General features: G+C 74.0%; 17 protein-coding genes and 1 pseudogene. 13 read left to right on the forward strand and 5 right to left on the reverse strand.

Annotation, left to right across the window (positions count from 1 at the left end; all coding sequences use genetic code 11):
- The first annotated feature begins 106 nt into the window (after positions 1 to 106).
- The 7 genes from ACZ402_RS18875 to ACZ402_RS18905 all read left to right on the forward strand — a co-directional run bounded on the left by ACZ402_RS18875 (position 107) and on the right by ACZ402_RS18905 (position 6,913).
- A complete protein-coding gene (locus ACZ402_RS18875) occupies positions 107 to 1,084 on the forward strand; it encodes a metal ABC transporter substrate-binding protein (protein WP_375823429.1) in 978 nt (325 codons plus the stop codon).
- Entirely contained in the window at positions 1,081 to 1,845 is a 765-nt protein-coding gene (locus ACZ402_RS18880) for a metal ABC transporter ATP-binding protein (RefSeq protein ID WP_375823428.1), read from the forward strand. Before ACZ402_RS18875 ends, ACZ402_RS18880 begins: the two co-directional genes overlap by 4 nt.
- Positions 1,842 to 2,714 (forward strand): metal ABC transporter permease, encoded by an 873-nt coding sequence (locus ACZ402_RS18885; protein ID WP_375823427.1) that lies wholly within the window; start codon positions 1,842 to 1,844, stop codon positions 2,712 to 2,714. Before ACZ402_RS18880 ends, ACZ402_RS18885 begins: the two co-directional genes overlap by 4 nt.
- A gap of 132 nt (positions 2,715 to 2,846) precedes the next feature.
- Positions 2,847 to 3,347, forward strand: a complete 501-nt coding sequence (locus tag ACZ402_RS18890) for a hypothetical protein (RefSeq protein WP_375823426.1) — start codon at positions 2,847 to 2,849, stop codon at positions 3,345 to 3,347.
- A gap of 137 nt (positions 3,348 to 3,484) precedes the next feature.
- On the forward strand, positions 3,485 to 5,128 hold the full coding sequence (locus ACZ402_RS18895; RefSeq protein WP_375823425.1) for a bifunctional phosphatase PAP2/diacylglycerol kinase family protein: 1,644 nt from the start codon (positions 3,485 to 3,487) through the stop codon (positions 5,126 to 5,128).
- 167 nt (positions 5,129 to 5,295) lie between these two features.
- Positions 5,296 to 5,598, forward strand: coding sequence for a hypothetical protein (locus tag ACZ402_RS18900; RefSeq protein ID WP_204538222.1), 303 nt, complete (start codon positions 5,296 to 5,298; stop codon positions 5,596 to 5,598).
- Between the two features lie 229 nt (positions 5,599 to 5,827).
- On the forward strand, positions 5,828 to 6,913 hold the full coding sequence (locus ACZ402_RS18905; protein ID WP_375823424.1) for an LLM class flavin-dependent oxidoreductase: 1,086 nt from the start codon (positions 5,828 to 5,830) through the stop codon (positions 6,911 to 6,913).
- 207 nt (positions 6,914 to 7,120) lie between these two features.
- Here ACZ402_RS18905 and ACZ402_RS18910 read toward each other — a convergent pair whose 3' ends face one another.
- Entirely contained in the window at positions 7,121 to 8,176 is a 1,056-nt protein-coding gene (locus ACZ402_RS18910) for an NAD-dependent epimerase/dehydratase family protein (RefSeq protein WP_375823423.1), read from the reverse strand.
- A gap of 71 nt (positions 8,177 to 8,247) precedes the next feature.
- On the opposite strand from ACZ402_RS18910, the pseudogene ACZ402_RS18915 reads away from it, so the two are divergent.
- Positions 8,248 to 8,409, forward strand: a pseudogene (locus ACZ402_RS18915) (type II toxin-antitoxin system VapC family toxin); the annotation flags it as partial.
- Between the two features lie 32 nt (positions 8,410 to 8,441).
- Here the strand turns inward: ACZ402_RS18915 and ACZ402_RS18920 are convergent.
- A complete protein-coding gene (locus ACZ402_RS18920) occupies positions 8,442 to 9,320 on the reverse strand; it encodes a siderophore-interacting protein (RefSeq protein WP_375823422.1) in 879 nt (292 codons plus the stop codon).
- 294 nt (positions 9,321 to 9,614) lie between these two features.
- Here ACZ402_RS18920 and ACZ402_RS18925 point away from each other — a divergent pair, with 294 nt between their 5' ends.
- Positions 9,615 to 10,214, forward strand: coding sequence for a GNAT family N-acetyltransferase (locus ACZ402_RS18925; protein WP_375823421.1), 600 nt, complete (start codon positions 9,615 to 9,617; stop codon positions 10,212 to 10,214).
- A 78-nt stretch (positions 10,215 to 10,292) separates the two neighbouring features.
- On the opposite strand, the gene ACZ402_RS18930 is transcribed toward ACZ402_RS18925, so the two are convergent.
- Positions 10,293 to 10,484 carry a hypothetical protein gene (locus ACZ402_RS18930; RefSeq protein WP_375823420.1) on the reverse strand — a complete coding sequence of 64 codons (192 nt, stop codon included), beginning with the start codon at positions 10,482 to 10,484 and terminating at the stop codon, positions 10,293 to 10,295.
- 231 nt (positions 10,485 to 10,715) lie between these two features.
- On the opposite strand from ACZ402_RS18930, the gene ACZ402_RS18935 reads away from it, so the two are divergent.
- From ACZ402_RS18935 to ACZ402_RS18950, 4 genes are read left to right on the forward strand one after another with little or no spacing between them, the layout of a single operon-like run.
- Positions 10,716 to 12,167, forward strand: a complete 1,452-nt coding sequence (locus ACZ402_RS18935) for a DUF3375 domain-containing protein (protein ID WP_375823419.1) — start codon at positions 10,716 to 10,718, stop codon at positions 12,165 to 12,167.
- The gene (locus ACZ402_RS18940) at positions 12,164 to 12,880 is read left to right on the forward strand and encodes a DUF4194 domain-containing protein (protein ID WP_375823418.1); all 717 of its coding nucleotides are present in this window, start codon (positions 12,164 to 12,166) and stop codon (positions 12,878 to 12,880) included. Before ACZ402_RS18935 ends, ACZ402_RS18940 begins: the two co-directional genes overlap by 4 nt.
- Positions 12,877 to 16,176, forward strand: coding sequence for an ATP-binding protein (locus ACZ402_RS18945; protein WP_375823417.1), 3,300 nt, complete (start codon positions 12,877 to 12,879; stop codon positions 16,174 to 16,176). The genes ACZ402_RS18940 and ACZ402_RS18945 overlap by 4 nt, the downstream gene beginning before the upstream one ends.
- Positions 16,173 to 17,405 carry a Wadjet anti-phage system protein JetD domain-containing protein gene (locus ACZ402_RS18950; protein ID WP_375823416.1) on the forward strand — a complete coding sequence of 411 codons (1,233 nt, stop codon included), beginning with the start codon at positions 16,173 to 16,175 and terminating at the stop codon, positions 17,403 to 17,405. The genes ACZ402_RS18945 and ACZ402_RS18950 overlap by 4 nt, the downstream gene beginning before the upstream one ends.
- Here ACZ402_RS18950 and ACZ402_RS18955 read toward each other — a convergent pair.
- Both ACZ402_RS18955 and ACZ402_RS18960 read right to left on the reverse strand, forming a co-directional pair.
- Positions 17,382 to 17,852 carry a type II toxin-antitoxin system VapC family toxin gene (locus ACZ402_RS18955; protein WP_375823415.1) on the reverse strand — a complete coding sequence of 157 codons (471 nt, stop codon included), beginning with the start codon at positions 17,850 to 17,852 and terminating at the stop codon, positions 17,382 to 17,384. The genes ACZ402_RS18950 and ACZ402_RS18955 overlap by 24 nt on opposite strands.
- Positions 17,849 to 18,136, reverse strand: a complete 288-nt coding sequence (locus ACZ402_RS18960) for a FitA-like ribbon-helix-helix domain-containing protein (RefSeq protein ID WP_154797530.1) — start codon at positions 18,134 to 18,136, stop codon at positions 17,849 to 17,851. Before ACZ402_RS18960 ends, ACZ402_RS18955 begins: the two co-directional genes overlap by 4 nt.
- Positions 18,137 to 18,242 lie beyond the last annotated feature (106 nt).

Below are 18,242 nucleotides of genomic sequence, written 5' to 3' on the forward strand. Positions count from 1 at the left end.
GCCCTGGTCGGTCGAGGTAGAGCCCTGGTCGGTCGACGTAGAGGCATGGTGTGCGCTCGTGGCGAGGGCGTTGCGGACGCCGGGTGTGCGGACTAGATTTTTCGGCGTGCCGAACTTTGCTTCCCGGGTCACCGGAAGATCCCGCGCTCGCGCGGCCGTCGCGATCGGGGTGACCGCGCTCGCGCTCGCCGGGTGCTCCGCCGGGACGGACGCGGGGGGCGAGGCCGACGCCGACGACGGGCGGCCGGTCGTCCTCACGACGTTCACCGTCCTGGCGGACATGGCGCAGAACGTCGCGGGCGACCACCTGCGCGTCGAGTCGATCACCAAGGTGGGCGCGGAGATCCACGGCTACGAGCCGACGCCGGGCGACCTCCGCAGGGCCGCCGACGCGGACCTGATCCTCGACAACGGCATGGGGCTCGAGGCGTGGTTCGGGCGGTTCGTCGAGGGGCTGGACGTGCCGCACGTCGTCGTGAGCGAGGGCGTCGAACCCATCGCCCTCGGCGACGACACGGCCGAGGCCTACCAGGGCAAGGACAACCCGCACGCGTGGATGTCGCCGGTGAACGGCCGGCTCTACGTGCAGAACATGGCCGACGCGTTCGCCGAGCTCGACCCGGCGCACGCGGACGACTACGCGGCGAACGCCGCAGCCTACTCGGCCGAGCTCGCCGCGGTGCACGACGAGCTCACGACGGCGCTCGACGCGCTGCCCGAGGGCCACCGCGCGCTCGTGTCGTGCGAGGGCGCGTTCCCCTACCTCGCGCGCGACGCCGGGCTGGCGGAGAAGTACCTGTGGGCGGTCAACGCCGAGCAGCAGGCGACGCCGCAGTCGGTCGTCGGCGCGATCGAGTTCGTGGAGCGGCACGACGTCCCCGCCGTGTTCTGCGAGTCCACCGTCTCCGACGACGCGATGCAGCAGGTCGCGCGCGAGTCCGGCGCGGCGTTCGGCGGGATGCTCTACGTCGACTCCCTCTCCGCGCCGGACGGCCCCGTGCCGACCTATCTCGACCTCCTGCGCCACGACACCGAGACCATCGTCGCGGGCCTCACCGGCACCACCGCGGGCGGTGACGCGTGAGCGGGGGCGGGCGCGCGCCGTCGGGCACGCCCGCGATCGACGTGCGCGACCTCACCGTCCACTACGGCGACGTCCTCGCGCTCGACGGCGCGACGCTCGCGCTCGGGGCGTCGAGCGGGCGCGGGACGGTGTGCGGGCTCGTCGGCATGAACGGCTCGGGCAAGTCGACGCTGTTCAAGGCGGTCATGGGCATGGTCCGGCCGGACCGCGGCACCGTCCTGGTCGACGGCGCACCCCCCGCGCGCGCCCGGCGCGCCCAGGCGGTGGGGTACGTGCCGCAGAGCGAGGACGTCGACTGGGCGTTCCCGCTGAGCGTGCGCGACGTCGTCATGACGGGCCGCTACGGCTACCAGGGCTTCACGCGCCGCACGCGCCCCGCCGACCGGGAGGCGGTCGCGCGCGCGCTGGAGCGAGTCGAGCTGACCGACCTCGCGGACCGGCAGATCGGCGCGCTCTCGGGCGGGCAGCGCAAGCGCGCGTTCGTCGCACGCGGGCTCGCGCAGGGCGCGACCGTCCTCCTGCTCGACGAGCCGTTCGCCGGCGTCGACAAGCGCACCGAGGCCACGATCACCGCGCTGCTGCGCGAGCTCGCGGCGGGTGGCGCGACCGTGCTCGTCTCGACCCACGACCTGCGCGCCCTGCCCGAGCTCGCGGACGAGGCGGTGCTGCTCCAGCAGCGCGTCCTGCTGCACTCGACGCCGGACGAGGTCCTGCGGCCCGAGAACCTCGCGCTCGCGTTCGGCGTGGAGGTGGCGCCGTGACCGACCTCCTCGCCACCCTGCTCGAGCCGCTGTCGTTCGAGTTCCTGCGCACCGCGCTCGCCGTCACGGTCACCGCCGGGATCGTGTGCGGCGTGCTGTCGTGCTGGCTCGTGCTCGTGGGCTGGTCCCTCATGGGCGACGCCGTCTCGCACGCCGTGCTGCCCGGCGTCGTGCTCGCGTACGTCGTGGGGGCGCCGTTCGCGCTCGGCGCGCTGGTGTTCGGCCTGCTCGCGGTCCTGCTCATCGGCGCGGTCCGCGACACGAGCCGCGTGAAGGAGGACGCGGCCATCGGGGTCGTGTTCACGACGCTGTTCGCGCTCGGCCTCGTCCTCATCTCCGTGACGCCGAGCCAGACGGACCTCAACCACATCCTCTTCGGCAACCTGCTCGGGGTGTCGCGCGCGGACCTGCTCCAGGTGCTCGCGCTGGGCGCGGTGACGCTCGCGGTCGTCGTGCTCAAGCGGCGCGACCTCACGCTCTACGCGTTCGACCCGACGCACGCGCACGCGATCGGGCTCTCGCCGCGACGGCTCGGCGCGCTGCTGCTCGGCCTGCTCGCACTGACGGTCGTCGTCGCCCTCCAGGCCGTCGGCGTGGTCCTCGTCGTCGCGCTGCTCATCACGCCCGGCGCGACGGCGTACCTCCTCACCGACCGCTTCTCGCGGATGCTGTGGATCTCGCCGCTCGTCGCGGCGGTGTGCGGGGTCGTGGGCATCTACGTCAGCTACTACCTCGACACCGCGTCGGGCGGGACGGTCGTCGTCGCGCTGGGCGTGGCGTTCGCGCTCGCGTACCTGTTCAGCCCGCGGCACGGGCTGATCGGGGCCCGTCTGGCCGCCGCCCGACGCCGCCGCCTCGTCCGCGTCTGACCCTCGTCCGGCGGGACGGTGCCCGCTCCGGACGTCGGCGACGTGTCACCCACGTGCGCTGTGTGCGAAATCTCCATGAATTCGCCCACGATTCCCTGGCTCTTCTCAGGTTCGACCGGGAGACTGGGTGCCATGTCAGCGAGGACGAGCGAGCCCACGACGCCGCAGCGCACGCGCACGTCTGCCCGGTTCGCCGCGGCGAGCCTGCTCGCGCTGGCCATGATGCTCCCGATGTGCGCCACGGCGACCGCCGCCGAGGTCCAGCAGCTCATCGCCGACGCGCAGGTCCAGACCGAGACGATCGGCGACGACCTGGACCGCGTCCACGCCCAGCTCCCCGCCCTCCACCCCGTGCTCCGCAACGACGTGCTCGACGCCGTCGAGTCGGTCCAGGCGGCGACGGACGAGGCCCGCTCCGCGCTCGACCGCGCGTCCGACGGCGACGAGGCCGCCGACGGCCGGGCCGCCGTCGCGCTGGCCGACGCCCAGGTCGCCCTCGACGCGGCGTCCGCGCAGCTCCGGTACGCGACGGACCTCGCGCACGACGCGGGCGAGGGCGTCGCCGTCGCGCTCGAGCGGCTGCAGGCCCACATCGACGTGCTCCGCGGCGAGACGAGCCGCGCTGGGGTCTGACCCCGCCCCCTCTCCACGCGAGATCGACCCGCACGGTCGAGATCGACCTTCGGAGGGTCGATCTCGTGACGGGGAGGTCGATCTCGCGGCCCGGCCGCCGCCGCGCGGTCCGTCGCGTCGCTTCCTACGATGGCGGGATGCCGCGCGTCACCGGGATCGTCAAGCCGCACGAGGCGTTCCCCCGGGTCGCCCGGCTCGATCGCGCGGTCAACGGCTGGACCAACCGTCGCGCGCTCGGGCCCCGCGCCGACGCCGCGCTCTCGCGGCTGTCCGCCGCGGCCGACCACAGCGTCCTGTGGGCCGGGGCCGCACTCGGCATCGCCGCGACGGGCCCGCGCGGGCGCGAGGCGGCGCTGCGCGGCTACGGCTCGCTGCTCGTCTCGAGCCTCCTGGCCAACGTCGTCGGCAAGACCGTGTTCGGCGGCGAGCGCCCCTCGCTCGAGCCGCTCCCGCTGTGGCGCCGGCTCGCCGACCCGCCGACGTCGCCGTCGTTCCCGTCCGGGCACTCGGCGTCGGCAGCCGCGTTCGTCACGGGGGTCGCGACCGTGCGGCCCGCGCTGGGCCTGGCCCTCGCGCCGCTCGCCGGCGCGGTCATGTACTCGCGCCTCCACACCGGCTCGCACTGGTTCTCCGACGTCGCCGCGGGCGCCGCGCTCGGGGCGGGGGTTGCCCTCGTGGGGCGTGCGCTCGTGCCCGGTCGGGCCGAGCGCGGCCCCGACGTCCCTGCCGGGCCGCCCGCCGTCGTCCCCGCGCTCGACGACGGGGTGGGGCTGTTCGTCGTCGTCAACCCGGCGGCCGGGTCGGGCCGCCTGCTCAAGGAGGACCCGCTCGTCGCGCTGCGCCAAGGCCTGCCGCGCGCCGAGGTGCACGTGCTCGGCGAGGGCGACGACCTGCGGCGCCTCTTCGACGAGGCGGCCGGCCGGGGCGTCCGGGCGCTCGGCATCAGCGGCGGCGACGGGACCGTCTCCACGGCCGCGGCGGCGGCCCGCGCGCACGACCTCCCGCTCGCCGTCTTCCCCGGCGGCACGCTCAACCACTTCGCGCGGGCCGCCGACCTCACGTCGACGAGCGCGACGGCCGCGGCGGTCCGCACGGGCTCGGGCGTGACGATCGACGTCGCGGACCTCGAGGTCGACGGCCACGACGACCGGACCGTGCTCAACACGTTCTCCGCCGGCGTCTACCCGGAGCTCGTCACGGAGCGCGAGAAGCACGAGCACCGCCTCGGCAAGTGGCCGGCGGCGGTGCTCGCCGCGGCGCGGGTCCTGCGGCGGGCCCACCGCGTGCGGATGGAGGTGGACGGGCACGAGGGCGAGTACTGGTCGCTCTTCGCGGGCGTCAACCGCTACTTCCCGCAGAGCCTCGCCCCGGTCGAGCGCCGCCGCCTCGACGACGGCGTGCTCGACGTCCGCACGGCCCGCGCCGAGCGGCGCGCGAGCCGGCTGCGCACCTTCCTCGAGGTCGCGGCGGGCGACACCGGGACACGGATCGCACGGCGGGTGCCCGGCGTGCGCCGGCACCTCGTCGTCGACGCGACGACCGTCCCGACGCTCGAGCTGCGGTTCCCCGGCGGGGGCGCGGTGATCGGCCCGGACAACCCGTCCGCGTCCGACGGCGGGGCCTCGCCCGAGGCGGCCGGGTCGCCGCCCGTGGTGCTCGCGCACGACGGCGAGACGCTCACGCTCGACGCGGTCGCCGACGCCGGGCCGATCACCGTGCGCCTCACCATGCGGCCCGGCGCGGTCCGCCTCTACGCCCCGAGCGACCCGACCCTGGGGTGAGGCGTCGCACCCATACCTTTTGTCCCGTTTTCACGGACATCGGGGAGAACTCCCCCTGTTCAGACACACACGACATGGCCCACAATGAGCCCCGCAGACGCGCGGACGGCCCGTCCGCGCCTCCCCAGGACCCGGCCTCGTCGGCCCACCCAGAAAGCAGAAGAACCATGGCCCAGCAGTACCCCGCCGCCCCCCAGGCTCCCGCCGGCTACGCCGCCCCGATCGAGGACCCGGGCAAGACCCTGGGCATCGTGGGTTTCGTGCTCGCGTTCGTCTTCGCCATCGCGGGCATCGTCGTCAGCGCGATCGCGCGCAAGAAGAGCAAGGAGGCGGGCTTCGACAACCAGCTCGCCAAGTGGGGCCTCATCCTCAGCATCATCTTCACGGTGCTGGGCGCCATCGGGACGATCATCTACATCGTCGCGATCGCCGCGCTCGTCGCGAACGGCGCCGTGACCTCGACGTACTGACGTCCCCGCGCCGCCCGCCGGCGCCCCGTCCGACGGCCGTCGTCCCGCCCGGGACGGCGGCCGTCGTCGTGCGCGGGGCGGTGGCCGTCGTCGTGCGCGGGGGCGGAGGCACGCGAGCGTGCCCGGTCGCGGAAGATCCTGCGGCCGGGCACCGTTGAGACGGCGCACGACCGCGCCGCCGGTGAGCCCCACCGGTCCCCCGACGGTCGCCCGACCGCAGGAGCAGACGATGACCGACGACACGACCTCCCCGACCGCACCCGCGCACGCCCCTGCCGACCCGGCCGCCGTCGAGCTGGGCCTCGACACGTTCGGCGACGTGACCGCCGGCCCGGACGGCGCGCTGCTCAGCGGTGCGCGGACGATCCGCGACGTCGTCGAGGAGGCGGTGCTCGCGGACCAGGTCGGGGTCGACTTCTTCGGCGTGGGCGAGCACCACCGCGCGGACTTCGCGATCAGCGCGCCGGAGGTCGTGCTCGCGGGGATCGCGACCCGGACGTCGCGCATCCGGCTCGGGTCCGCGGTGACCGTGCTCAGCTCCGACGACCCGGTGCGCGTCTTCGAGCGGTTCTCGACGCTCGACGCGCTGTCCGGCGGGCGGGCGGAGGTCATCCTGGGGCGCGGGTCGTTCATCGAGTCGTTCCCGCTGTTCGGCTACGACCTCGCCGACTACGAGGTGCTGTTCGAGGAGAAGCTCGACCTGTTCGTCCACCTGCTCGACGAGGGGCCCGTCACGTGGTCGGGCACGACCCGTGCCGGGCTCGCCGACCAGGAGGTCTGGCCCAAGACCGAGAGCGGTCGGCTCCGCACGTGGGTCGGCGTGGGCGGGTCGCCCGAGTCGGTCGTCCGGACCGCGCGGCACGGGCTCGGCCTCATGCTCGCGATCATCGGCGGCGAGCCCGAGCGGTTCCGGCCCTACGTGGACCTCTACCACCGCGCGGTCGAGGAGCTCGGGAACCCGGTGCTGCCGGTCGGCGTGCACTCCCCCGGCCACGTCGCCGACACCGACGAGCAGGCGCAGGAGGAGGTCTACGAGCACTTCGCGGCGATGAACAACCGGATCGGCCGCGAGCGCGGCTGGCCCGCCTACCACCGCGGGCGGTTCGCCCACGACGTGCGCGACGGCTCGCTCTACGTCGGCTCGCCCGAGACCGTCGCGCGCAAGATCGCCCGCACGGTCCGGCTCCTCGGGGCCGGCCGGTTCGACCTCAAGTACTCGACCGGCACGCTCCCCCACTCGGCCATGCTGCGCAGCATCGAGCTCTACGGCACCCAGGTCGTCCCCCGCGTCCGCGAGCTCCTCGCAGAGTCCTGACCCCGCCCCGTCCGTCAGCCCCGGCCCGGCCCCGCCCCGCCGTCGAACACGAGGTTGCTGTCGTTATCGGGCTGATAACGACGGCAACCTCATGCTCGACGGCGGGCAGGGTCGTGTTCGACGGCGGCCGGTCCCCCCGGGGGGTGGTCCGTGGGCAGCCAGTCGGCGGGTCAGCCGATGGCGGCCGTGCGCTCGGCGGTCGGCGGGTCAGCCGGTGGCGGCCGCGCGGAGGGCGGCGGCCTCGAGGTCCGGCGGGAGCCCGACGGCGGGGCGGTCCGCACGCTGCGGCGTCGCCTCGCCCGCGGCGTCGAGCGTGCGGAGCCAGGCCCAGGTGTCGTGCACGGTCTCGTTCACGTCCCGGGGGCGGAGCCCGAGGGCGTACGCGCGCGAGGTGTCGGAGCCGTGGAGCGCGTCGTGCAGCTCGCCGGGCGGGAGCCACACCGGGAGCTGCGTCCAGGGCTCGATCCCTGCGGCGAGCACCACCTCCGGCTCGACCCACACGAGCTCGGCGGGCGGGTTCCCGGCCGCGGCGGCGTCGTCGGCCGTCACGGCGACGCACGCGGCGAGCAGCTCGCGCATCGTCGTGTGGCCCGGGGCGCTGACGACGTCGACCGGCCCCGACGCGCCCGCGAGCGCCACGTCCAGCGCGAACGCCGCGAGGTCGCGGGCATCGACGTACTGCAGCGGCAGGTCCTCCGGCCCGGGCGCGAGCACCGGCCCGCCCTGCGCGACGCGCCGGAGCCACCACGGCAGCCGCCCGACGTTCTCCCGCGGGCCGAGGATCAGTCCCGCGCGCAGCAGGACGGCCCGGTCGCCGAGCGCGTCGACGGCGGCGATCTCCGCCCCCCGCTTGGCGCGGGCGTAGTCGTCGTGGCTCGTGTCGTCCGGGTCGCCGTCGACGACCGACGCCGTCTCGTCCGCTCCGCGGGGCTTCGGGAACGGGTACACCGAGCGCGACGACACGTAGACGTACCGGCTGTCGCCGGGGATCCTGCCGGCGAGCAGCCGCGCGGCGTCGCGGACCGCCGCGGGCGCCCACGACCACGTGTCCACCACGGCGTCCCACGTCTGCGGGACGTCGTGGGCGCGCAGCGCGTCCAGGCCGTCCGGCCGGGTGCGGTCGCCGACGAGCTGCCGGACGCCGTCGGGCACGGGCGTGCTGCCGCGGTTGAGGACGGTCACGTCCCAGCCACGGGCGAGCGCGTCGTCGACGACGGCGCGTCCCACGAAGTCGGAGCCGCCGAGCACCAGGAGCCGGGTCATGGCCTCACTCTGACGCGTCGTCGGCGCGCCCGCAGCACGTTACGCCGCGGGCAGACGCGGAGCAGGTCTTCGAGCGCGCCGCGCGCCTCGGTGCCGCCTCGTCGCTCCGCACGCCCGACGCGCTGCACCTCGCCGCCGCACAGGTGCACGGGTGCACCGCCCTGTGGACGAACGACGCGCGGCTCGCCGTCGCCGGGCGCGGGCTCGCCGTGGACGTGCTGCGCGGCACCTGACCCGGACCCCCGGTGCGCGCACCGGCCGACGCTCAGTCGGGGTCGGCCGGGTCCAGGGGTGCGTCGGGGTCGAGGTTGACGACGCCGCGCCGCCAGTAGCCGTGCACCTCGACCTGGTCGGGCCGCGCCCCTGACCGCCGCAGGTCGCGGCGCACCGGGACGAGGTCGGTCGCCTCGCCGGCACCGAACACGTACTCGTCGGCGTCGAGCGGGCCGAGCGCCCTCACGGCCTCGGCGAGCTGGCCGGGCCCGTCGGTGCGGTAGAGGATTTCCGCCGTCGCCCGCCCGAGCTCGTCCTCGACGAACGCCTCGTCCACGTCGTCGCCGATCTCCACGATCGCGGTCACGGGGACGTCGGGCCCGACGGCGTCGACCCACCGGGCGAGCGCCGGCAGCCCGGCCTCGTCCCCGACGAGCAGCAGCCGGGCGACGCCGTCGGGCATGTCGCGGCTCGTCGTCGGGCCCGCGAGCACGACCTCGTCGCCGACCTGCGCCCGAGCCGCCCACGCCGATGCCGGACCGCCGTCCCCGGTGGGCGGCGCGCCCGGGTCGGCGCCGCCGTGCAGCACCCAGTCGACGTCGACCTCGGCGACCCCGTCGACCGTCCGCGTCGTCCGCACGGTCATCTCGCGCGAGATCGACACGACGCCGGTCGGGCGCTGGAGCGCGCCGTCCGGTGCGAGCGTCGGGGCGTGCAGCACGCCGGTCGCCGGGTCGGGCAGGAAGACCTTGACGTGGTCGTCCGGGCCCGGGGCGCGCAGCGTCACGAGCGACGCCTCCGGAGGGGTGCCGTGCGAGTCGGCGACGTCGCGGAAGGTGACGCGCCGCAGCGCGCCGGACGTCTCCTGGACGCGGTGCACGCGCACGCGGCGGGGAACGAGGTCGAGGGTGGTGCGGGCTCGGGTGAACACTGCCCCATTCTGCGCCGAGCACGACATGAGGGTCGGTATCCGGCGCTTTCCGTCCTTCAGGTCGTGCTCGACGGCGGGTCAGGTCGTGCTCGACCGACGTCGTGCCCGGGATCGGGACCACGTGCGGACCGCGGCGCACGCCTCGCGCCGAACACGACGTGAGCGTCGTTTTCCGCCGCTTTCCGTCCTTCAGGTCGTGCTCGACGGCGGGTGGGGTCGTTCTCGGCGCCGCCCCCGACGCGAGGCCCGACGGTGGTGCTCGCCCGCGTGGGTGGGGGCGCCTAACGTGGCGGGATGGACGTGGAGGTGCGCTCCGCCGTCGGGCGCTACGACGACTTCGCCACGGTGGTCGGACCGCGGAAGGCGGGCGTGCACGCGTGCTGGTGCATGTCCTACCGCGACAGCCGGGTCAGCGCCGAGGACCGCCCCGGGTTCATGGCCGACCTGTGCACGACCGACCCCGGGCCGGGCGTGCTCGCCTACGTCGACGGCGACGTCGCGGGCTGGTGCTCGGTCGCGCCGCGCAGCACCTACCGGCGGCTCATGAACGCCCGGACCATCCCGTTCGTCGACGACCTCGACGCGTGGAGCGCTGTGTGCTTCGTCGTCCGGGCCGGGTACCGGCGCCGCGGGCTGATGCACGACCTGCTCGCCGGCGCGGTCCAGCACGCGGCCGCGCACGGCGCGCCGGCCGTCGAGGGCTATCCCGTGGACGCGGGCGGCGAGCGCGTCGACGTGATCTCCGGCTACGTGGGTACCGTCGCGCTGTTCGAGCGGGCCGGGTTCGTGCGCGCGGCCCCGACCACCGGTGTCAGCGGCGGCGTGCCGCGGGTCGTCATGCGGCGAGACCTTGGCCGAGCCGTGAAACCCAGGTTTCACCCGGCGCCGGGCTGACAGCAGAGGCCACTCGGCGCGCAGCAGCGGGCGTCGCGCACACGAGGATCGACCGGTGATCACCCGGGCTTGATCAGGTCAGTGTCCAGCGGCTCGGGTCTTGATGGCCTCGAGGACAGGGCCGGCCGCGGTGATGGTGTGCTCGCCGAGGGTGATCTCGATGGTGCGGTAACGGCGGGTGGGCTTGACGAACTTGCGCAGGGACCAGCCGGTCGTTTCCTCGATCCACCGGCCCACAGCGATCGCGGCGAACACGATCAGGAGCTCCACAAGCCGTGCGGGCTCGTCCGACCGTGGTAGGCGCCTCGGCACTCGCAGCGACAGGTCGGCCACCGTGCGGACCGGCGCTCGAGGTGACGATCCTCCGTCCCGACGACGACGGCACGAAGGCGGCCTGATGTTCCCGCGGCGTGCTGACCGTCCGCTCCCCGTTCGAGTCGTGTCGGCGGCGTCCGGCATGCTGGATGCCGAACCGTCGGTCATCTGGAGTGAGGCGTCGAAGTGTCCGTCCTCAGTACCGCGCTGGGCTTGCAGGAGCTCGTCAAGGACGACCCTGCGCTCACGCTGCTGCGCGCCGAGCACCTGCCCGTCGTGGTCGCGGTACTCGGCGAGCACCTGGGGGGTGATGTGCACCGCCGCCCCGCGGAGGAGCTGTACGACCTGGTGGAAGCGGACCTCGACGAGCTACGTGCTCACCTCCACCTGCCACTGACGGGTCGTGCGTACTGCGACGCGTGGCGGGCGAACGGCTTCCTCGTCCGGCGCCCGGCCGTCGAGTCCCGCGGCGAGACACTCGAGCTCTCACCCGGTGCGCTCGCCGCGATCCGTGTCGTCGAGCAGATCACGACGCCGCGTCAGGCGGTCACGGAGTCGCGGCTCGCGAGCATCGTCGGGCGCCTCGCGGACCTCGCGGTCGAGACCGACCCGGACGTGACTCGTCGCCTCGCGGCCCTCCAGGCGCAGCGCGACCGGCTCGACGAGCAGATCTCCCGGACCGCGGCGGGCGAGCCCACGCTCGACGACCGTCGCGCCGCCGAACGCCTCCTGGACATCCTCACCCAGGCGCACGACGTGCCGGCCGACTTCGCGCGCGTGCGTGCCCGGTTCGAGCAGCTCAGCCACGACCTGCACGCGAGCGTCCTCGGCTCCGACCAGTCCTCGCGCACGGTCCTTGCGGAGGTGTTCCGCGGCGTCGACCTCATCGCCTCCTCGGACGAGGGACGGACCTTCGCGGCCTTCTCGCGCCTCGTGCTCGACCCGGCGCAGGGGGCCCAGGTGGACGACGCCGTCACGCGCCTCCTGCGCCGCGAGTTCGCCGCCGACCTCGACCCGGGCGAGCGGCGCTTCCTGCGCCGGTTCATGCGGTCCCTCAAGGAGCACTCCGCGGAGGTCCAGGGTGTCGTGACGACCTTCGCGCGCGGCCTGCGTCGGTACGTGCAGTCCCAGGACTACCAGCGTGACCGTGCCCTGCGCCGACTCCTCGACGAGACGGTCGCCAAGGGCGTCGCCGCCGCACCGCGCACGAAGCCCTACTCCCCCACCGACGTCGTGCTGGAGCTGACCTCGGTCCCGCTGACGAGCATCGGCGAGCTACGCCTGCACGACCCGGCCGAGATGGACGCGACCGCGCCCATGGAGGTCAACGCGGGCGGTGTCGCGAGCCTGGAGAACCTGCGCGCCATCGCGCGCGAGACGGAGATCGACTTCGCCGAGCTCGCCGACGCGGTGGACGCCGTGCTGGCCGGGCGCGCGACCGCGACGGTCGGCGAGGTCCTCGCCGCGCACCCCGCGACGCAAGGCATCGCGAGCGTCGTCGGGCTCCTCACGCTCGCGGCTCGGCACGGCACGCGCGACGACGAGACGACCGAGATCCTCACCTGGACCGGGCTCGACAAGATCCCGCGGCGCGCCGACGTCGTCGTCCATCGCTTCACGGAGAGGACCGCACGATGACGGACGTGACCACGACCGCCCCGGCCCACGCCGGAACCGAACCCGCGGGCACGGACGATCCGCTCGCCCCCACTTCCCCGGACGCGTTGTGGCACGAGGACACCGGGACCCTCGCGAGCGAGTCAGCCCGCCGCGCACTGCTGACCCTCGTCCGCGGCCCGTACCTGTCCGCGGCACGACACCCCGCCCTGTGGTCGGCCCTGCTCTCGGACGAGTCGGCGATCCGCTCCCGGCTGCACGACCTGTTCCTCGACCTCGTGGTCGACCTGGACGCCGAGCTCGCGTTCGTCCGGCGCGCACGCACGGACGAGGTCGAGGTGCCGAGCACCGTCCGCACCGTCCAGCTCACGTTCCTCGACACTGCGATGCTGCTCGTCCTGCGCGAGCTGCTGCTCTCCGGTCAGGGTGAGCGGCGCGTCATCGTCGGGCGTGACGAGGTGTTCGAGCGGTTGCAGGTGTTCCGCACCCGGGATCGTGACGAGCAGGACTTCTCCCGGCGGCTCAACGCGTCGTGGACGAAGATGCGCAACACGCTCCGCGTCGTGCACTCGGCCGGCGCGGCCCGTGCCGACGACGACGACCGGGTCGAGATCTCCCCCGTGCTGCGCGTCCTCGTCGACGAGCAGCAGGTGCGCGCTATCGGCGCCGAGTACGACCGCATCGCCGCGGCGGAGGTCGCAGACCGCCCGACGAACCAGGAGACGGACCGATGACGACCCCGACCCTCGCGCCCCTGGCAGCGGGCCAGTGGCGGCTCGCGCGCGTCGAGCTGTTCAACTGGGGGACGTTCGGCGGGTTCACCCCGATCGGCGTCGCGCGCAGGGGACACCTCGTGACAGGGGCGTCGGGCTCGGGTAAGTCATCCCTGCTCGACGCGGTCGCCGCCGTCCTCACACCGGACAAGTGGCTGCGTTTCAACCTCGCCGCGCAGGACACCGGCGGCCGCGGTGAGGACCGCAACCTCGTCAGCTACGTCCGCGGCGCGTGGAGCAAGTCCGCGGACGAGCACGTGGACCGCGTCGTCACGACGTACGCACGGACGGGCTCGGTGTGGAGCGGCATCCTGCTGCGCTACGAGGACGGCGAGGGCGGCACGGTGGTTGCCGCACGCCTGTTCCACCTGCGCGGCGCGAGCACCGACCGCTCCGACCTGCGCGACGCGTGCCTCCTCCTGCGCACCCCCGTGACGCTCCAGGACCTGGGCCCCTTCGTCGAGAAGGGCATCGAGGCGAAGGCGCTCAAGACGGCGTTCCCCGGCGAGACGGTGACGACCAACGGCAGCCACGCGCAGTTCTACGTCCGGCTCCGCCGCGCGCTCGGCATCGATCACGAGAACGCCCTGCTACTCCTGCACAAGACGCAGTCCGCGAAGAACCTCAGCACCCTCGACCAGCTCTTCCGCCAGTACATGCTCGAGCCGCCGACGACGTTCGCGCAGGCCGACAACGCCGTCGCGCAGTTTGGCGAGCTGCACCGCGCGCACCAGCACGTCGTGACGCTGCGCGAGCAGGCGGAGCACCTGGGCCGGATGGCCGAGGTCGGAGACGAGCACGAGAAGGGCCTCGCGCTGCAGGACCAGTCCGACCGCCTGCTCGCCGCGCTCGACGGCTACGCGACCGGGCTCGAGCTGGATCTGTCCCGCACCGTGCACCACGAGCTGCTCTCGCGGCACGCCCGGGCCCAGGACGACGCGCGCGCCGCCCGTGACGAGGCGAAGCGAGCACGCGAACGCTACGACCTGGCGGTTGAACACACGGCCCGGCTGGGCGGCGGCGAGGTCGGGGCGCTCGCCGGGCGCGTCGAGGACGCGGAGCGTGCGCTGCACGAGGTCGAACGACGCTGGGAGTCGTTCGCGCACGAGCTGCGAGACGTCGGAATCGTCGACACCCCGACGACCCGTACGGAGCTCGCGGAGCTCGCCGAGGTGGCGCGCCGCACCCTCGCGGCGGAGCCCACGGCCGTCCCGCACGACGTCCTCGACCGTGCCGCTCGCACCCGACGGGAGCTCGCGCGGCTCGAGGCGGAGGTGGACGCCATGCGGAGGGGGCGTCCGACGAACATGGACCCGGTGCTGACCTCGATCCGCACCCAGGTCGCGGCCGAGGTCGGCATGCCCGAGGCGGCGCTGCCGTTCGCGGGCGAGCTGATCGACGTCCGCCCCGAGCATGCCGTCTGGACCGGAGCGATCGAGCGCGTCCTGCGTCCGTTCGCCCGGACGCTCCTCGTACGACCCGAGCACCTCGCGGGCGTGCGGCGCGCGATCGACCGACGCCACCTCGGCACACGATTCGTCGTCGAGGTCGCCGGTCGCGGGGCCGAGGCTCCGCGTCCCGCCGCATCGCCAGACTCGCTGCTGCACAAGGTCGACGTCGCACCCGGGCCGCTGCACGACTGGCTCGTCCACACCCTCACGCAACGGTACGACTACGCGTGCGTCGAGACCGCCGACGACCTCGACCACGTGGCTCGCGGGGTGACGCCCGCGGGGCAGGTCAAGACGTCCGCGACGCGGTACGAGAAGAACGACACGCACCCGGTCGACGATCGCCGACGCTGGGTGCTCGGGACGGACAACGCGGCGAAGCTGGGGGTGCTGCTCGAGGCACTGGCCGCCGCCCGCACCGCCCGCGACACCGCGGAGGAGGCAGCCGAGGCGGCCCAGCAGTCCCGGTACCGGGAGGCCGCGCGTCGACTCACGCTCACCCGCGTGACCCGCACGACGTGGGACGAGATCGATCGCGAGGCGGCACGGACCCTGGTCGCAGAACGCCGTGACCAACTCGAGGACGCGACGCGCACGAGCCCCGACCTGCGAGACGCGCAGCTCCGCCGCCAAGAGGCCGCAGACGAGGACGCCGCCGCCAACGAGCGCGCGAACTCCGCGGAGCAGGCATCGGCCGAGCTCAAACGCCTGCTCGTCGAACGCGAGGAGCGCATCGGTGACCTCGAGGCACGGCGCACGGAGGGTGACCGCCTCGACGGGGAGGTCCTCGAGCAGCTCGATCGGAGGTTCCACAGCGACCGGCGCCGCCTCGGGCCCGACGACGTCGCGCGGGTCACCACGCAGGTCACCCACCGTCTGTGGGAGGAGCGGTCGGGCGCGGAGGCGGCGCTGCGCGCCTCGGGCGAGCAGTTCGTCCGGCTCGCCACGCAGTTCCGTGGTCGGTGGCCCGCGACGGCCGCAGACCTGACCACCACCGTCGACGACCGTGCCGGCTACCGCACGGTCCTGGACGACATCGTGGCGCGCGGGCTGCCCGAGCACGAGGCCGACTTCCTGCGGCTGCTGCGCGACCGGTCGGTCGAGCTCGTCGGACACCTGCGCGGGGAGATCCTCGACGCGCCGCAGCGCGTCGCCGAGCGGGTGGACAGCGTGAACGACTCGCTCGCGCTGTCCCCGTTCGACGAGGGCGTCACGCTCATGATCGAGCCCAAGGTCCGCCGCTCGGAGGAGGTCACGGCCTTCCTCTCCGACCTGAGCAGCGTCATCGACGGGTCCTGGGAGGCCGACGACCTCGAGGCCGCCGAGCGACGGTTCGCCGTCCTCGCCGAGCTCATGCGGCGGCTCGCGTCGAACGAGGGCAAAGACCGCGGGTGGCGCCAGCGCTGCCTCGACACGCGCGAGCACGTCACGTTCCTCGCGAAGGTGCTGGACGACGACCGACAGGTGGTCGACGTCTACGACTCCGGCGGTGGTCGGTCCGGCGGTCAGCGGCAGCGGCTCGTGATCTTCTGCCTCGCGGCCGCGCTGCGATACCAACTCTCCGACGAGGGCGAGGTCGCCCGGTACGGGACCGTGATTCTCGACGAGGCCTTCGACAAGGCCGACGCGGAGTACACCCGGATGGCCATGAACGTGTTCGTCCGGTTCGGCTTCCAGATGGTGCTCGCGACGCCCCAGAAGCTCCTCCAGACCATCGAGCCCTACGTCGGTGCGGTCACGCACGTCACGAACCCCGACCGCTACCAGTCTCTCGTGGCCGACGTGACGTTCGAGGAGGGGCGGTGACGGCGCGCCGTCCTGTGCCCGTCACCCCCGCCGACGTCCGTGGGCGCGCCCAGCGCCTCGTCCAGCAGCGGCGCGGTGGTTGGGCCGCGCGGGACGACGCACGGCCAGCGGTCCTCGACGTCCCGCTGCACCCCCCGACCGAGGACGACGTCCGACGCGACGAGGCCGCGGCGCGCGCGTGGGTCGACTCGTGGCGGGCGGTGCGCCCTGCGGACGCGGTCGTCTGGACCGAACGGCGGTGGCCGCGCGTCGGTCGACAGCGCGTCCCCGACCGTGTCGTGCTGGACGGGTCGGACGCGATCGCGTCTTTCGCCGGCCACGGCGTACACGCGCACTGGAGGGCGCTCGACGAGCGATCCGCCGTCGTGCGAACCCGGATCACGGCCGAGGGCTCGGGTACCGAGCTCGACGGCATCGCGCGGGCGATCCGCCGGAACACCGCGACCCTCAGCACGATCGCGGCGGACGACCTGGAGCGTGCGCTCGACGTGGCGACGTGGCTCGCGCAGCGACCGGATTCGGGTCTGCGCGTCCGGCAGGTCCCCGTCCGCGGGGTCGGGACGAAGTGGCTCGAGCGTCACGTCGGCCTGGTCACGTCGTTCCACGAGGCGCTGACCGGCTCGCCGACGCTCGGGCTGGCCCAGGACCAGAACCTCGTGCGCGTCCGGCTCCTCGACCCCGGGCTGCTGCCCGGTGCGCCACGCACCTTCGGCGCCTCTCCCGCCGAGCTCGTCCGGCTCGCCCTCGACCCGGACGCCGTCCTCGTCCTGGAGAATCTCGAGTCCCTGCTGTCCCTCCCCGACGACGACCCGGCGCTGGGTCGAGCTCTTGTCGTCCACGGCTCGGGCTACGCCCTGCCACGACTCCGCGACGTCCCGTGGATCGCCGACCGCCCGCTCGTCTACTGGGGAGACATCGACTCCGACGGGCTCGCGATCCTCGACGACCTCCGCGGCTGGCACCCCCGCGTGACGAGCATCCTCATGGACGAGCAGACGTTCACGGCGCATCACGACCTGTGGGACGTCGAAGCCCGCCCGGTCCTGCGCGAGCCGACGCACCTGACACCCGACGAGCGCAGGAGTCTCGACCGTGTCCGTGCCGAGGGTGGTCGACGGCTCGAGCAGGAGCGCATCCCGTGGGAGACGGCGCTCACCGCAGTCCGGGTGGCGGTCGCCGCGGCGACTCGTCACGCTGGGCGCTCGTCAGGCGCCCTCGGTCGGATCTGAGGTCCGCGGCGCTGCTCGGCTTCTCGGCGACAACTCCCACGGGTCGACGACGTCCACCCCTGTGCCGACGAAGTCGCGGACGTTGCGCGTCGCGAGCGTCGCGTCGTGCACACGACAGATCGCGGCGATCTGCGCGTCGGCCATGCTCATCGGCCGCCCCGCTCGCTCGCGGAGCGCGAGGAGGGTGCCCCCGACGCGCGCGGCGTCGGCGTCGTACGCGAGCACCCTGTCCGAGAAGGTCGTGGTGACGTGCTCCTCGATGAGCGCGGCGAGGCGGTCCCGGCGCCGCCCCTCGGGCAGCCGAGCCACGCCGTGGACGATCTCGCCGACGGTGACGGCCGTGATCCACAGCGCCTCCGGAGCCTGCGCGTCGAGCCAGCGGAGCACGCGCGCCTCGGGTACCGGGCGGATCGCCTCGGACACGACGTTCGTGTCGAGGACGATCACGCGTCCGCGACCTCGCGGTCCGACCCGCCCGGCTCGTCGGAGAAGTCGACGGCGCGTCCGTGTTCCGAGCGCGGGGGCAGGTCGAGCTCGACCGTCAGCCCGGCGTCGGCGAACGAGCTGTGGATGAACGTGCCGAGCCCGCGTTCCAACCCGCTCGGTGCCGTCACCGCAGACGTGAGGATCGCGCGGATCTCCGCCTCCATGGACCGGCCGTGCTCTGCGGCCCGGGCACGCAGCCGTTCGCGCACGTCGTCGTCGAGCCCTCGGATCGTCAGCGTCGCCATCTCGACCACCTCCGAGAACCACGCTAGCAAAACGACAGCACCGTCGGCCAGGGTCGTCCCGCCCTCGGGAGCAATGAAGTTGCGACGGGTTGAGAGAATGGACCGT

The organism is Cellulosimicrobium sp. NPDC030954 (genome assembly GCF_055571305.1).

Coding starts and splice junctions, on each gene's coding strand:
- ACZ402_RS18945 (WP_375823417.1), top strand. CDS start 12,877: ATGACGACCCCGACCCTCGCGCCCCTGGCAGCGGGCCAGTGGCGGCTC.
- ACZ402_RS18940 (WP_375823418.1), top strand. CDS start 12,164: ATGACGGACGTGACCACGACCGCCCCGGCCCACGCCGGAACCGAACCC.
- ACZ402_RS18890 (WP_375823426.1), top strand. CDS start 2,847: ATGTCAGCGAGGACGAGCGAGCCCACGACGCCGCAGCGCACGCGCACG.
- ACZ402_RS18910 (WP_375823423.1), bottom strand. CDS start 8,176: ATGACCCGGCTCCTGGTGCTCGGCGGCTCCGACTTCGTGGGACGCGCC.
- ACZ402_RS18895 (WP_375823425.1), top strand. CDS start 3,485: ATGCCGCGCGTCACCGGGATCGTCAAGCCGCACGAGGCGTTCCCCCGG.
- ACZ402_RS18925 (WP_375823421.1), top strand. CDS start 9,615: ATGGACGTGGAGGTGCGCTCCGCCGTCGGGCGCTACGACGACTTCGCC.
- ACZ402_RS18905 (WP_375823424.1), top strand. CDS start 5,828: ATGACCGACGACACGACCTCCCCGACCGCACCCGCGCACGCCCCTGCC.
- ACZ402_RS18960 (WP_154797530.1), bottom strand. CDS start 18,136: ATGGCGACGCTGACGATCCGAGGGCTCGACGACGACGTGCGCGAACGG.
- ACZ402_RS18900 (WP_204538222.1), top strand. CDS start 5,296: ATGGCCCAGCAGTACCCCGCCGCCCCCCAGGCTCCCGCCGGCTACGCC.